The organism is Protaetiibacter larvae (assembly GCF_008365275.1).
In the GTDB taxonomy this organism is placed as follows: domain Bacteria; phylum Actinomycetota; class Actinomycetes; order Actinomycetales; family Microbacteriaceae; genus Homoserinibacter; species Homoserinibacter larvae.
The window spans coordinates 1,941,393-1,956,424 of the sequence record NZ_CP043504.1 but is presented as its reverse complement, the minus strand read 5'-3'; the positions used below and the strand labels follow the sequence as shown (position 1 = coordinate 1,956,424).

Here is a 15,032-nt window from a genome sequence, read left to right as displayed (position 1 = left end):
AGTGTCGACCATCAACAGCTTTTCCGCGAAGGACACCCTGACGGTCGGCGGCACCGACTACGAGGTGTTCCGGATCGACACCGTCCCGGGCTACGACAAGCTTCCGTTCAGCCTCAAGGTGCTGCTCGAGAACCTGCTGCGCACCGAGGACGGCGCCAACGTCACGAAGGCGCAGATCGAGGCGCTCGGCTCCTGGGACCCCGAGGCCGAGCCCGACACCGAGATCCAGTTCACCCCCGCGCGCGTCGTCATGCAGGACTTCACGGGCGTTCCGTGCATCGTCGACCTCGCCACCATGCGCGAGGCGGTGACGGCCCTCGGCGGCGACCCCGACAGGATCAACCCGCTCTCGCCCGCCGAGATGGTCATCGACCACTCGGTCATCGCCGACCTCTTCGGCACCGAGAACGCCCTCGAGCGCAACGTCGAGATCGAGTACGAGCGCAACGGCGAGCGCTACCAGTTCCTGCGCTGGGGCCAGACGGCCTTCCAGGACTTCAAGGTCGTGCCCCCCGGCACGGGCATCGTGCACCAGGTCAACATCGAGCACCTCGCCAAGGTCGTCTACGACCGCGTGAACGGGGGAGTCCTGCAGGCCTACCCCGACACCTGCGTCGGGACCGACTCGCACACCACGATGGTCAACGGCCTCGGCGTGCTCGGCTGGGGCGTCGGCGGCATCGAGGCCGAGGCAGCCATGCTCGGCCAGCCCGTCTCGATGCTCATCCCGCGCGTCGTCGGCTTCAAGCTCACGGGCGAGATCCCGGCGGGCGTGACCGCGACGGATGTCGTGCTCACGATCACCGACATGCTGCGCAAGCACGGCGTGGTCGGCAAGTTCGTCGAGTTCTACGGCGAGGGCGTGGGAGCCGTGCCGCTCGCCAACCGCGCGACGATCGGCAACATGAGCCCCGAGTTCGGCTCGACCGCCGCGATCTTCCCCATCGACGACGTGACGCTCGACTACCTGCGGCTCACGGGCCGCGACGAGCAGACGGTCGCCCTCGTCGAGGCCTACGCCAAGCTGCAGTCGCTGTGGCACAACCCGGCGCACGAGCCGGCGTTCAGCGAGTACATGGAGCTCGACCTGGGCACCGTCGTCCCCTCGATCGCAGGCCCCAAGCGTCCGCAGGACCGCATCCTGCTGTCGGAGGCGAAGAGCCAGTTCGAGAAGGACATCCTGAACTACGCGACGCCGTCGACCAGCCACGACATCGTGGACCTCGAGTCGAAGCACTCTTTCCCGGCATCCGACCCCGGAGCCGTCCCCGGCGAGGAGGACCACGACACCCGCGAGGTGCACATCGCCTCGGGCAGCCCCAAGGGCGCCTCGAAGCCCGTCAAGGTGACCACGCCCGAGGGCACGAGCTACATCCTCGACAACGGCGCGGTGACCCTCGCGGCCATCACCTCGTGCACCAACACCTCCAACCCCTCCGTCATGATCGCGGCGGGTCTCGTGGCCAAGAAGGCGGTCGAGAAGGGTCTCACCCGCAAGCCGTGGGTCAAGACCACGCTCGGCCCGGGATCCAAGGTCGTCACCGACTACTACGAGAAGTCCGGTCTCGACAAGGCGCTCGAAGGCCTCGACTTCTACACGGTCGGCTACGGCTGCACGATCTGCATCGGCAACTCCGGCCCGCTCATCGACGAGGTCTCCGCGGCCATCAACGAGAACGACCTCGCGGTCACCGCGGTGCTCTCCGGCAACCGCAACTTCGAGGGCCGCATCAGCCCCGACGTCAAGATGAACTACCTCGCGTCGCCGCCGCTCGTGGTCGCATACGCCCTCGCCGGGTCGATGAACTTCGACTTCGAGACGGATGCGCTCGGCAAGGACCAGAACGGCGACGACGTCTTCCTCAAGGACATCTGGCCCGACCCGGCCGAGGTGCAGGAGATCATCGACTCCTCGATCTCGCGCGAGCAGTTCATCAAGCAGTATGCGACCGTCTTCGACGGCGACGAGCGCTGGACGAGCCTGCCCACCCCGGAGGGCCCCATCTTCGAGTGGGACCCCGACTCGACCTACGTGCGCAAGGCGCCGTACTTCGAGGGGATGACGATGGAACTCACCCCGGTCGCCGACATCCACGGCGCGCGCGTCATGGCGACCCTCGGCGACTCGGTCACGACCGACCACATCAGCCCCGCGGGCAACATCAAGGCGGGCACCCCGGCGGCTCAGTACCTCGAGGCGCACGGCGTCGAGCGGAAGGACTTCAACTCCTACGGCTCGCGGCGCGGCAACCACGAGGTGATGATCCGCGGGACCTTCGCCAACATCCGCCTCAAGAACGAGCTCGTCGCGGCGGTCAACGACGGTCAGATCGTCGAGGGCGGCTACACGCGCGACTTCACCCTCGAGGGCGGTCCGCAGTCGTACATCTTCGACGCGTGCGAGAACTACGCCGCGCAGGGCACGCCGCTCGTGGTCTTCGGCGGCAAGGAGTACGGTTCGGGCTCCTCGCGCGACTGGGCCGCGAAGGGCACCTCGCTGCTGGGCGTGAAGGCGGTCATCACCGAGAGCTTCGAGCGCATCCACCGCTCCAACCTCATCGGGATGGGCGTCGTGCCGCTGCAGTTCCCGGCTGGCGAGTCGTGGAAGTCGCTCGGCCTCGACGGCACCGAGATCGTCTCGATCACGGGACTCGAGCAGCTCAACGAGGGCATCACCCCGAAGACCGTCCGCGTCACGGCGGAGCCGAGCGAGTTCTCGCCCGCGGGCAAGCAGACGGTCGAGTTCGACGCGGTCGTGCGCATCGACACACCCGGTGAAGCCGACTACTACCGCAACGGCGGCATCCTCCAGTACGTTCTCCGGAGCCTCGTCTAGGGTCGAGAGCGTGAGCCTGCTCGAGACGATCCGCGGTCCCCGGGATCTCGACGCACTCACCCGCGAGGAGCTCACGCAGCTCGCGGGGGAGATCCGCGAGTTCCTGGTGCACGAGGTCTCGAAGACGGGCGGCCATCTGGGGCCCAACCTCGGGGTGGTCGAGCTCACGATCGCGATGCACCGGGTCTTCGACTCGCCGCACGACGCCATCGTCTTCGACACGGGCCACCAGAGCTACGTGCACAAGCTGCTCACCGGACGGCAGGACTTCGCGGGGCTCCGCGACCGCGGCGGTCTCGCCGGCTACCCGCAGCGCGCGGAGTCCGAGCACGACATCGTCGAGAGCTCGCACGCCTCCAGTTCGCTCAGCTGGGCGGACGGCATCTCCCGCGCCTTCGCGATGACCGGTCAGGAGGACCGCTACGTCGTCGCGGTGGTCGGCGACGGCGCGCTCACGGGCGGCATGACGTGGGAGGCGCTCAACAACATCAGCGACGACAACTCGCGCCGCCTCGTGATGATCGTCAACGACAACGGCCGCTCCTACGCGCCCACGATCGGCGGGATGGCGCGCTTCCTCAACACCGTCCGCACGCGCCGCGCCTATCGATCGCTCTACTTCTCCAGCCGCCGCTTCTTCGACAGGCTCGGCCGCCCCGGCCAGGCGTTCTATCGCGGCACCCGGGGCGCCGTGCACGGCTTCCTGGCGCGGTTCTCCAACAACGAGGCGCTCTACTCCAACCTCGACATCAAGTACATCGGGCCCGTCAACGGGCACGACCTCGGCTCCCTCGAGGAGGCGCTCGGGCAGGCGAAGGCCTACGACGCGCCCGTCATCGTGCACGTCATCACGCAGAAGGGCCGCGGCTACGAGCCGGCCATCTCGGATGTCGCGGATCAGTTCCACGCGGTCGGGCAGATCGATCCGGAGACCGGCGAGCCCCTCGATCATCCCGGAAAGCCGTCCTGGACCTCGGTGTTCGCCGACGAGATCCTCGCGCTCGCGGAGCAGAACCCGCGGCTCGTCGGCATCACGGCGGCCATGCTGCGACCGACCGGGCTCCATCGCTTCGCGGAGCGATTCCCGGGGCGGGTGTTCGACGTGGGCATCGCCGAGCAGCACGCCGCGACGAGCGCCGCCGGGCTCGCCTTCGGAGGGCTGCATCCCGTCGTCGCGCTCTACGCGACCTTCATGAACCGCGCCTTCGACCAGGTGCTCATGGATGTCGCCCTCCATCGCGCGGGCGTCACCTTCGTGCTCGACCGGGCGGGCGTCACGGGTCCCGACGGACCGAGCCACCACGGCATGTGGGATCTCGCGATCCTGCAGGTGGTGCCCGGTATCCGGATCGCCGCGCCGCGCGACGCGACCCGCCTGCGGGAGGAGCTCGGCGAGGCGGTCGCGGTCGAGGACGCGCCCACCGTGCTGCGGTTCTCGAAGGGCTCGGTGGGCAACGAGTTCGAGGCCGTGCGCCGCACCGGCGACGGTGTCGACGTGCTGCGCGAGGCGCCCCATCGAGACGTGCTCCTCGTCGCGGTGGGACCCATGGCCGACCTCGCGATGCGGGTCGCCGACCGGCTCGCCGCCCAGGGCATCGGCGCGACCGTGATCGACCCGCGCTGGGTGATCCCGGTGCCGCCGAGCGTCGTCGAGCTCGCCGCGCAGCATCGGCTCGTGGTGAGCATCGAGGACGGCATCCGTGTCGGCGGGGTCGGCACGCGCATCCGGCAGGATCTGCGTGCGGCAGGCGTCGACACGGCGGTCGACGAGCTGGGGCTTCCCGACGCCTTCCTCGAGCACGCGACGCGCGCTCAGATCCTCGAGGACGTGGGCCTCACCGACCAGCGCATCGCGCGCGACATCGTCGCCCAGGTGCTCGGCACCCGCATCCCCGTGGCGCGGCCGCTCCCCGGGGAGGCCGCCCGCGCCGACCTCGATGTCGGCGGTCGCGCGTAGGCTGACACGCGTCGAAGGTCGACGGGTATGCGATCGACGGGAATGCGCCGCCCGGCGCATGGCGTTGACCTTCTCGGGCCCTTCCGCCCCGCAACCACCATCCGCGTCAGAACCGCCGCGCATCGGCTCTGTCGCCGTGCGTGCCCCCTGGAGGAACCGTGACCCAGAACGCCGCACCCCCCGCTCCCGCGGCGACGATCTCCGAGGAGCTCGCCCGACGCAACCGCGTCGCGATCGTGCTGCTGCTCGCCGCCGTCTTCGTCGTCTTCCTCAACGAGACCACCATGAGCGTGGCGGTTCCCGAGATCATGGACGACCTGCGCATCTCGCCGAGCGAAGGCCAGTGGCTCACCACCGGGTTCGCGCTCACCATGGCCGTCGTCATCCCGATCACGGGCTTCCTGCTCGAGCGCATCAACACCCGGCCCGTGTTCATCACCGCGATGTCGCTGTTCACGGCGGGCACGCTCATCGCGGCGACCGCGTCCGGATTCGGCGTGCTCATCGTGGGGCGCGTCGTGCAGGCGAGCGGGACGGCGATCATGATGCCGCTGCTCATGACGACCGTGCTCACCCTCGTGCCACTGTCAGACCGCGGACGCATCATGGGCCGCATCTCGATCGTCATGTCGGTCGCGCCCGCGATCGGTCCGGCGGTCTCGGGCCTCATCCTGCAGTTCCTGCCGTGGCGGGGGCTCTTCTGGGTCATGCTGCCGATCTCGGCGATCATGCTCGTCATCGGCATCGCGCGGGTGCCGAACGTCTCCGAGCCGCGCAAGGTGCCGCTCGACGTGCTGTCGGTCATCCTCTCCGCCTTCGCGTTCAGCGGCATCGTGTTCGGGCTCAGCAACCTGGGTCTCGCGGCCGAGGGCCACGCGATGATGCCGTCCTGGATCCCGCTCACCATCGGCGGCATCGCGCTCGGCCTGTTCATCTGGCGCCAGCTCCGGCTGCAGCGCGAGGACGCCGCGTTCCTCGATCTGCGGACCTTCCGAGCCCGCACCTTCACGGTGTCGATCGCGTTCCTCGCGATCCTGATGGCCGTGCTGTTCGGTGTCGTCATCCTGCTGCCGATCTACCTCGAGCGAGGCCTCGGCATCGAGGCGCTCACGATCGGGCTCACGCTGCTGCCCGGTGGACTCGTCATGGGCCTGCTCGGCCCGCTCGTCGGCCGCCTCTATGACCGTTTCGGGCCGCGGCCGCTCGTGGTGCCCGGATCGTTCGTGCTGGTGCTCGCGATCGGCGCGACCGCGCTGTTCGACGCGCACACCCCGCTGTGGTTCGTGCTCGTCACCCATGTCGTGCTGAGCCTGTCGCTCGGATTCCTGTTCACGCCGGTGTTCACCGCCGCGACGAGCGCGCTTCCGCCGCACCTGTACTCGCACGGCAGCGCGACGATCGCCACCATCCAGCAGGTCGCCGGCGCCGCGGGCACGGCCGCGTTCATCGCCCTGCTCGCGGTCGGGACCGCGGCAGCGGGGGCCGCGAACCCCGAGACGGCGACGTCGGCCGAGCTGATCGCCGGCGTCCACTGGGCCTTCCTCGGCGGGGCGATTCTGTCGCCTCTCGCGATCGTGGCGGCGTTCTTCGTGCGTCGCCCCGTGCAGCCCGAGGTGACCAACGAGGAGCTCGCGCCGGTCGCGCACCACTGAGCCTCGGCGCGACGGACCTCAGACCCGTCGCGCCGAGAGCGCGACCGCCTCGGTGCGCGACGAGGCGCCGAGCTTGCGGAGGATCGCCGAGACGTGCACCGAGACGGTCTTGCGGCTGATGAAGAGCCGCTCGGCGATCTGACCGTTGCTGAGGCCGTCGGCGATGAGGTCGAGCACCTGACGCTCGCGCGCCGTGAGCTCGCGATCCTCGGCGGACGCCGCGTGCGGCACGAGCCCGGCATCCCGCACGAGTCGCTCCGCCGCGTCCACCATGAGTCCCGCCCCGAGGGTCCGCGCCTCAGCGGCCAGCGCGGTGAGCGTCTCGACAGCGGTCGCGCGGTCGCCGGCGAGCAACTGGGCGCGCGCGAGCCCGTACCGCAGCCGCAGCCGCGTGACGATCGGCGTGCCGGGCGCGGCCGCGGCCGCGAGGGCGGCCACCCACAGTCCGACGTCGTCCCCGGCCCCGCTTCCTCCCCCCAGCTCCGCCTCGGCGGCCGCCGCCCACACGGCGCGGGTGGGCCACTGATCGCGGGCGATCACCTCCCGGAGCCGCGCGACCTCCCGGCTCAGCAGGCCCGGGTCGCCCGCGCGCTCACGGCGGCGCGCGATGATCCGGGCGAGCACGGGGGCGATCGGCAGCTCCCAGGGGGCGGAGGCCAGCGGAGCGGGATCCAGCAACCGGCCCGCCCACGCCCACGCGGCATCGAGGTCGTCGAGCGCGAGCTGCACCTCCGCGATGTCGAGCGCGAGCCCCGCCGCCACCTGATCCTCGAAGGCGGCCAGCTGCAGCATCGCCTCGCGCCAGCGCTCGAAGAGCTCGAGCGCGTGCATCGGGTCGCCCCGCCACAGCACCGACCGGATGCGCGCCCGGCGCAGGTAGACGAGGAAGACGATCGGCGGGTCGAGTTCGAGCGAGTTCTCGATGAGCGCGTCGGCGCGATCCCACTCCCCGAGTGCGAAAAGCGGGTCGACCGTGTTGAGCGCGAGGATCGCGCCCGAGGTGCGCGCCACACCGGCCTCCTCGGCGATCCGGCAGCCCTCGAGCGCCACCGCGACCGACTCCTCGAAGCGGCCCAGCAGGTGCAGGGTGTCGGAATAGTTGACGTGGTAGCGCAACAGGGCGTCGCGGTCGTCGCCCGCCTCACGCAGCGCGAGCGCATACTGGGCGGCGCCTTCGTCGATGCGACCGAGATGGGTGAGCGTTCCGCCGAGGATGTTGGCGGCGACGGAGCGGCTGCGCCGGGCGTCGGGCGGGGCGATCGCGAGCGCCTCGGTCGCGCGCTCGAGGGCGAGCTCGGACCGGCCGGACACCATGTACTTGCTCGCGGCCTCCGCGAGGATCGCGGCCCGGAGCACGGGGTCGGCTTCCGCGGGGAGCAGCGCGAGCGCCTGCTCGTAGAGCTCGAGCGCCTCACTCCGCCCGTCGGCGTCGAGGATGAGCGCCTGCGTCCGCAGCACGCTCGCGTGGGCTCGCGGATCCGCCCGGTCGACCTCGGCGACGGCCTGCTCGATCGTCGCGCGCGCCCGTCCGGGTTCGCCGGCGCTGCGCCAGAGGCGGGCGACGAGCTCCAGCAGTTCGACGTGGCTGATGCCGGCGACCATGTCGGGGTCGTCCACCCGGTCCCACAGGGCGAGCGCGCGTTCACCGAGTTGAGCCGCCGCCGCGTGCGCGAAGGCCGCACGACTGAGGCGCATGCCGTCGACGGACGCGCGGAAGGCCTCATCGAGTGCGTGCGCCTCCATCCAGTGCGAGGAGATCAGGACGGCGCGCGCGGCCTGGCGCGCCGGCTCGCCGGGGCGCGCCTCGAGCACGCGCGCATATGCCGTGTGGATGCGCGCCGACTCCCCAGGCAGGAGCTCCTCGACCACCGCGTCCCGGACGAGCGCGTGGCGGAAGTCGTAGCCGTTGCCGACGATCGAGATGACGCCCGCCTCGACGGCCGCGCGCAGCGCCGTGTCGAGTGAGGAGGGGTCGAGGGCCGTGCTCGCCTCGGCGACCTCGGTGAACACCTCGTGTCCGACGCGACCGCGGCCGGCCGCGAGCACCCGCGCGACGCGCCGCGCCGCCTCGTCGAGGGTCTCGTAGCGGGCCAGCAGCAGCTCGCGCAGGGTCGCCGGCACGGGCGCTGCCCCGCCGCCGATGCCGCAGCTGAGCAGCTCCTCCACGAAGAAGGGCACCCCTTCGCTGCGTTCGAACAGCTCTCGGGTGCTCTCGAGCGTCACGAGGGTGCCGAGGATGCCCTGCGCCTGATCGCGCACTTCTCCCGCATCCAGGCGGTCCAGCAGGATGCGCCGCGCGCGGCGATTGCGCTCGAGCTCGGCGAGGAGCCCCCGCAGCGGATGGCCGCGCCCGACGTCGTCGCTGCGATAGCTGAGCACCACGAGCAGCCGCCCGGTGCGCTGCATGCGGGCCAGGAAGCGCAGCACGTGCAGCGTGGCCGGGTCGGCCCAGTGGAGATCCTCGATGGCAACCACGACCGGCCGATCCGCCGAGAGCTGCTCCAGCACGGTCGTGACGACCTCGTCGAGACGTTCGACGCCGAGCCGCTCGTCGCGTTCGACGGGTGTGCGCAACTCCACGAGGGCCCGCAGGGTGGCGGCACCACCCGCGGCCGCATCGAACACCGCCTGCTCCCCGAAGGCTGCCGCGAGGCCGCGGAACACGCCGGTGAGCGGCGCGTAGGGAGGGGTCACCGCGCCGAACTCGACGCACTGCCCCCGGGTGACGACGATGCGCGGATCGACGCGCGCGAGGAACTCCTCGAGGAGCCGGGTCTTGCCGATGCCCGCCTCGCCGCCGATGACCTCGATGCGAGCGGAGCCCGCCTCGGCGTCCGCGAGCGCCTCCTCGAGCGCGGCGAGCTCGACCGCGCGGCCGACCATCGGCGAGGAGAGGGGCGCGCTCATGCCCCCATCGTCCCACCCGGCACCGACCTCGCGTCGGACCGCGTCGACCGCGCTCAGCGGGTCACCGCATGCGGCGCGAGGCGACGACCGAGCACGTGCCGGAGGCGACGCAGGATGCTCGGACGACGCCGGCGGCGGGTCGGGCGCGGCGCACGCTCGGCCGCGAGCCGGGCGCGCTCCGCCGCGCGGGCGAGCTCGTCCTCGCGCGGGGTCAGAAGCGAGGTGCGGTAGTCGGTGAAGATGTCCATGCAGCCAGCATCCGCACTGAGGTAGGCCGCCCGGATCGGGAGATATCCCTATTTCCGGACGGCCTACCTCAGCGGGGTGCGCCGGCTACTGCACGCCGCGGATCGGCGGGTGGTGGAAGGTGTCGCCGAAGGCTCGCTCGCTCGCGCCGACCCGGTCGAGGTAGGGGGTCACGCCGCCCATCTGGAACGGCCATCCGGCACCGAGGATCATGCCGAGGTCGATGTCCTCCGCGGCGGCGACCACGCCGTCCTCGAGCATCCGGTGGATCTCGTCGGCGAGGCCGTCCTCGAGCCGGGTGCGCAGTTGCTCCGGCGTCAGCGCGACGGCGCCGGACGGGCGGTGCGCGGCGACGATCGCGAGCGCCTTCTTGTCGTATCCCTTGATCTTGCCGGCGGAGTCCTTCTCGAAGATCGCACCGTACTCGGCCAGCTCGTGCAGCGCGGGGCTGTCGAAGAAGCGCTCCGGGAAGGCGGAGTGGTGGGTGTCGAGCACGTGCGCACCCACCTTGAGGCCCACGAGGTCGAGCAGCACGAAGGGGTCCATCGGCAGGCCGAAGGGGCGGGCGGCCTCCACGACATCCTCGAACGACATGCCCTGCTCGACGCCGTGCATGGCCTCGCCGAGCACCTTGGCGAGCACGCGGTTCACCACGAAACCGGGGGTGTCGCGCGTGATGATGGCGTTCTTGCGCAGCTTCGCGGCCGTGACCATGGCGGTCGAGAGCGCGGCGTCCGTTGTCTTCGAGGTGCGGACCACCTCGATGAGCGGCATGACGGCGACCGGGTTGAAGAAGTGGAACCCGACGAGCCGCTCCGGGTTCTTGAGCTTCGCGCCGATCTGCTCCACCGAGAGCGAGGAGGTGTTCGTGGCGAGGATCGCCTCGGGGGAGATGTACTGCTCGACGTCGGCGAAGACGTCCTGCTTCACCCCCAGCTCCTCGAAGACCGCCTCGATGACCCAGTCGCAGTCGGCGAAGTCGGCCTTGTCGGTCGTGCCGGTGACGAGCGCCGTGAGGCGGTTGGCCTCGTCGGAGTCGATGCGGCCCTTGGCGAGCAGCTCGGCGATCTCGCCGTGGATGTAGGCGAGACCCTTGTCGACACGCGACTGGTCGAGGTCGGTGATGACGACCGGCACCTGGAGGCGCCGCACGAACAGCAGCGCGAACTGGCTCGCCATGAGCCCCGCGCCGATCACGCCCACCTGGGTGACCTTCTGCGCGAGCTCCTTGTCGGGGGCCCCCGCGGGGCGCTTGGCGCGCTTCTGCACGAGGTTGAAGGCGTAGATGGATGCCCGGAACTGGTCGCCCGCGATGAGCTCGGCGAGGGCGGCGTCCTCGGCGAGGAATCCCGTCCTCTTGTCGGTGTTCTTCGCCGCCTTGAGCAGCTCGAGCGCCTTGTAGGGGCTCTTGGCGACCTGGCCGATCCGGCTCTTGAGGGTCTTCTCGGCGATGCCGATCGCGATGTCCCACTTGGTGAGCCGTTCGAGCTTGCCGGGCTCGTTCTTGCGCTTGACCTTGATCGCGCCGGTGAGCACGCCGTCTGCCCAGCGCAGCGAGTCCTCGAGGAAGTTCGCGGGGCCGAACATGGCGTCCGCGATGCCGAGCTCGAAGGCCTGCGGCCCCTTGAGCATCCGGTTGTTCTTGAGCGGGTTCGAGATGATCACCTCGAGCGCGTTCTCGATGCCGATGAGGTTCGGCAGCAGCCAGGCGCCGCCCCAACCGGGGATGATGCCGAGGAACACCTCGGGCAGCGCGAGCGCCGGCACCGAGGAGTCGATCGTGCGGTAGTCGGCGTTGAGGGCGATCTCGGTGCCGCCGCCGAGGGCGAGGCCGTTGATGAACACGAACGACGGCACACCCAGTTCGCCGAGCTTGCCGAGCACCTTGTGCCCCAGCTGCGCCATGAGCAGACCGGTCTCGCGGTCCGGGATCTCGCCGACCTTCGAGAGGTCGGCGCCGGCCGCGAGGATGAACGGCTTGCCGGTGATCGCGACCCCATCGATCTCCGCCGCGGCAGCGCGGGCCGCGAGCTCGTCGAGCCGTTCCCCGAGCTCGCTCATGGTGAGCGGGCCGAGGGTGTTCGGACGGGTGTGGTCGCGGCCGTTGTCGAGCGTGAGCAGAGCGAGTCGCTTGCCGCTCGGGAGGGTGATGTCGCGCACGAAGGAGTGCGTGATCACCTCGTCGGGGTCGAGGGCGAGCAGCTTGCCGAAGTCGGAGCCGCTGTAGTCGGGCAGTGCGCTCATGTTCACTTGCCTCCCTTGCCCGCGCCGCGGAAGTGCGGGTTCTCCCAGATGACCGAGCCGCCCTGGCCGAGGCCCACGCACATGGCGGTGAGGCCGTAGCGCACCTCGGGGTGCTCCTCGAACTGGCGGGCGAGCTGGATCATGAGGCGCACGCCCGAGGAGGCGAGCGGGTGGCCGATCGCGATCGCGCCGCCCCAGGGGTTGACCCGCGGGTCGTCGTCGTCGATGCCGAAGTGGTCGAGGAAGCTCAGCACCTGCACGGCGAACGCCTCGTTGAGCTCGAACAGCCCGATGTCGTCGATCGTGAGGCCCGCCTTGCGCAGCGCCTTCTCGGTGGACGGGATCGGCCCGATCCCCATCACCTCGGGCTCGACGCCCGCGAAGCCGAACGACACCATCCGCATCTTGACGGGCAGGTTGAGCTCGCGCGCCGCCTGCTCGCTCGCGATGATCGAGACGGTCGCGCCGTCGGTGAGCGGCGAGGCGTTGCCTGCCGTCACCCGGCCGTGCGGACGGAACGGGGTCTTGAGGGCGGCGAGACCCTCCATGGTGGTCTCGGGGCGCATGCCCTCGTCCTGGGTGGCGAGACCCCATCCGGCCTCCGACTTGATGGCGACCGGGATGAGGTCGGGCTGGATCTTGCCGGCCGCGTAGGCGGCGGCCACCTTCTGCTGGCTGCGCATGCCGAAACGGTCCGAGCGCTCCTTGGTGAGGGAGGGGAAGCGGTCGTGCAGGCGTTCCGCCGTGTTGCCCATGTTGAGCGAGTCGGGCGAGACCAGCTTCTCGGCGAGGAAGCGGGGGTTCGGGTCGGCGTTGAAGCCCATCGGGTGGCGCCCCATGTGCTCGACGCCGCCTGCGATGCCGATGTCGTAGGCGCCGAAGGCGATCGCCCCGGCGATCGTCGTGACGCTCGTCATGCCGCCCGCGCACATCCGGTCGATCGCGTAGCCCGGCACGGAGAGCGGGAGGCCCGCGAGGATCGCCGCGGTGCGGCCGAGGGTGAGCCCCTGATCGCCCTGCTGCGTGGTGGCGGCGATCGCGACATCGTCGACGCGATCCTTGGGCAGGTTGGGGTTGCGCTCGAGCAGGCCGATCATGGCCTTGACGATCAGATCGTCGGCGCGGGTGTTCCAGTACTGACCCTTCTCTCCGGCGCGTCCGAAGGGGGTGCGAACCCCGTCCACGAACACGACGTCCGAGCGATTGGTCGACGGCGCTTGGGCCACGATGCCTCCACAGCAGTTGGGGTCGGATCCGGGCGCGACGGCACCGATCCGGGTTCGTCAACGATCCTAGGCAGCGCCCTGGGGGCTCGCCGGATCGTTCGACGGAAGCTACTACGCCTCGGGGGAGCCCGCGGCGTCGGGTTGGCGCGCCTCCACAAAGGCGGCCGAGATGAGGCCGCTCAACTCGGCGCGCTGCCAGGGTCGGGCCCCGAGCCTGGCCAGTTCGGCATCGATCCCTTCGGGCGACTGGTCGGCGGGGGGCGCCCACGCGAGACGCCGGAGCGTGTCGGGGGTCAGGATGTTCTCGAGCGGGATGGCGAGCTGCTCGGCGCGCTCCGTGACCGCGGCCCGGGCCTTCTTGAGCCGACGGTCGGCGTCGGGGTTGCGATCCGCCCACAGACGCGGCGCGGGCACGCCGTCCCCCGTCCCGCGGACCGACGGCGGCTCGGGGTCCGCGGTACCGGCCTCGACGGCGGCCCACCAGCGGTCGAGCTCGCGGCGGCTGGCGCGTCCGGTGAAGTCCTTGAGCGCGGCGAGCTCCCGCTTGCTGGCGGGCTGCGCGCGCGCCGCGGCGACGAGCGAGAGATCGGGCACGAGGCGTCCCGGAGCGGTGTCCTGCTGCTGGGCGAACTCGTCGCGCGCCGCCCACAGCGCGCGGGCGATGGCCAGCTGCCGGGGGGTGCGGAGCGCGTGCAGGCCGGACAGCCGTCGCCAGGGCTCCTGACGCACGACGGGCGCCTTGTCGAGCTCGGCGGCGAACTCCTGACGTGCGATCTCGCCCTTCCCCGCCTGGTCGAGGAGCTCTCCGATGCGATCGCGCAGATCGGGCAGCAGCTCCACGTCGAGGGCCGCGTAGACGAGCCAGTCCTGCGGGAGCGGGCGGGTCGACCAGTCGGCGGCGGAATGTGCTTTCGCGAGGTGCACGCCCAGCAGCTCCTCGGCCACGGTGGCGAGTCCCACCCGGGGCAGTCCCGCGAGTCGGGCGCCGAGCTCGGTGTCGAAGACCGTCTCCGGGTCGAGCCCCACCTCGCGCAGGCAGGCGAGGTCCTGGCTCGCCGCGTGCAGGATCCACTCCTCGTTGCTCATCACGGCCGCGAGCTCGGCGAACGAGCCGATGGCGGGCGGGTCGAAGAGGAAGACGCCCGATCCGCGGCGGTACACCTGGATGAGGTACGCGCGCTGGGAGTAGCGGAAGCCGGACGCGCGCTCGGCGTCGACGGCGAAGGGGCCGTGCCCTGCGGCGAGGGCATCCACGGCGGCGAGGTAGCCCTCGCGGGTGTCGATGACCTCGACTTCGGGGTGGTCGGCGTCGGCGGTCGTGGGGAGGTGCTCAGTCACGCGGCGTCCGGCTGTGGGGGAGGAGGGAGACGGCATCCGCCGACGGCGGGAGCCCGGCGAGCATGCACAGCAGCTCGCACCAGGCCTCGACCTGCACGCCGACCGCGGGGCCGACGGGGGACCAGGACGCGCGCAGTTCGAGCTGCGCCGCATCCCCCTGCCCGGCGAGCTCGCCGAACCCGGTCGAGAGCACCTTGGTGGCGGTGCCGGAAGCGGCCGCGTACTCGGCGCCGCGGGCGTCGAGGGCGTCGACGAGCCACGACCACGCCACGTCGGCGATGAAGGGATCGATGCCGATCTCGGTCTCGAGCGGGGCCTGGGCGTAGGCGACGACCCGGAACGAGCCGCCCCAGGCGTCGGGCTCCTCGGGGTCGTAGAGCAGCACGAAACGTCCGGTGCCGAGGAGGGAGTCGACTCCGTGGATGGTGGGGCGCACGTCGGCGGCGAGTGCGATCGCGTGCGGGGCGAGACCCGTGGGCGCCGTCACCTCGACGACCTCGGTCTCGGGGCGCGGCTGCGCGGCGCGGATCGACTCGACCGCGAGCCGGAACGGCGCGGGAAGCGCGGAATCGGTCGCGGAGGTGGCCACCCCAGAAGCCTAGGATTCTGAGCGAGGGCCGCGGCGT

9 protein-coding genes are annotated in these 15,032 nt (G+C 71.0%); 3 read left to right on the top strand and 6 right to left on the bottom strand.

Annotated elements, in window-relative coordinates:
• Nucleotide 1 precedes the first annotated feature (1 nt).
• The 3 genes from acnA to FLP23_RS09230 all read left to right on the top strand — a co-directional run bounded on the left by acnA (nucleotide 2) and on the right by FLP23_RS09230 (nucleotide 6,445).
• A complete protein-coding gene (gene acnA / locus FLP23_RS09240) occupies nucleotides 2-2,836 on the top strand; it encodes an aconitate hydratase AcnA (RefSeq protein WP_149325593.1) in 2,835 nt (944 codons plus the stop codon).
• 10 nt (nucleotides 2,837-2,846) lie between these two features.
• The gene (gene dxs, locus FLP23_RS09235; protein ID WP_149325592.1) at nucleotides 2,847-4,793 is read left to right on the top strand and encodes a 1-deoxy-D-xylulose-5-phosphate synthase; all 1,947 of its coding nucleotides are present in this window, start codon (nucleotides 2,847-2,849) and stop codon (nucleotides 4,791-4,793) included.
• 158 nt (nucleotides 4,794-4,951) lie between these two features.
• Complete coding sequence (locus tag FLP23_RS09230) at nucleotides 4,952-6,445, top strand: MDR family MFS transporter (protein ID WP_210413825.1); 1,494 nt, start codon at nucleotides 4,952-4,954, stop codon at nucleotides 6,443-6,445.
• Nucleotides 6,446-6,463: 18 nt separating this feature from the next.
• Here the strand turns inward: FLP23_RS09230 and FLP23_RS09225 are convergent, their stop codons facing one another.
• The 6 genes from FLP23_RS09225 to FLP23_RS09200 form a co-directional block, all read right to left on the bottom strand.
• Nucleotides 6,464-9,352: a helix-turn-helix transcriptional regulator gene (locus tag FLP23_RS09225; protein ID WP_149325590.1), complete on the bottom strand. Its 2,889-nt coding sequence runs from the start codon at nucleotides 9,350-9,352 to the stop codon at nucleotides 6,464-6,466.
• 53 nt (nucleotides 9,353-9,405) lie between these two features.
• On the bottom strand, nucleotides 9,406-9,600 hold the full coding sequence (locus FLP23_RS09220) for a hypothetical protein (protein ID WP_149325589.1): 195 nt from the start codon (nucleotides 9,598-9,600) through the stop codon (nucleotides 9,406-9,408).
• Between the two features lie 85 nt (nucleotides 9,601-9,685).
• The gene (locus FLP23_RS09215; RefSeq protein ID WP_149325588.1) at nucleotides 9,686-11,842 is read right to left on the bottom strand and encodes a 3-hydroxyacyl-CoA dehydrogenase NAD-binding domain-containing protein; all 2,157 of its coding nucleotides are present in this window, start codon (nucleotides 11,840-11,842) and stop codon (nucleotides 9,686-9,688) included.
• A gap of 2 nt (nucleotides 11,843-11,844) precedes the next feature.
• Nucleotides 11,845-13,068 (bottom strand): thiolase family protein, encoded by a 1,224-nt coding sequence (locus FLP23_RS09210; RefSeq protein ID WP_425468246.1) that lies wholly within the window; start codon nucleotides 13,066-13,068, stop codon nucleotides 11,845-11,847.
• 111 nt (nucleotides 13,069-13,179) lie between these two features.
• The gene (locus FLP23_RS09205; RefSeq protein WP_246139949.1) at nucleotides 13,180-14,406 is read right to left on the bottom strand and encodes a ribonuclease D; all 1,227 of its coding nucleotides are present in this window, start codon (nucleotides 14,404-14,406) and stop codon (nucleotides 13,180-13,182) included.
• A complete protein-coding gene (locus FLP23_RS09200; protein ID WP_149325586.1) occupies nucleotides 14,399-14,995 on the bottom strand; it encodes a DUF3000 domain-containing protein in 597 nt (198 codons plus the stop codon). The genes FLP23_RS09205 and FLP23_RS09200 overlap by 8 nt, the downstream gene beginning before the upstream one ends.
• Nucleotides 14,996-15,032 lie beyond the last annotated feature (37 nt).

Excerpts from the sequence above, each read along its gene's own strand:
- FLP23_RS09220 (WP_149325589.1), bottom strand. The coding sequence starts at position 9,600 with ATGGACATCTTCACCGACTACCGCACCTCGCTTCTGACCCCGCGCGAG.
- FLP23_RS09225 (WP_149325590.1), bottom strand. The coding sequence starts at position 9,352 with ATGAGCGCGCCCCTCTCCTCGCCGATGGTCGGCCGCGCGGTCGAGCTC.
- FLP23_RS09215 (WP_149325588.1), bottom strand. The coding sequence starts at position 11,842 with ATGAGCGCACTGCCCGACTACAGCGGCTCCGACTTCGGCAAGCTGCTC.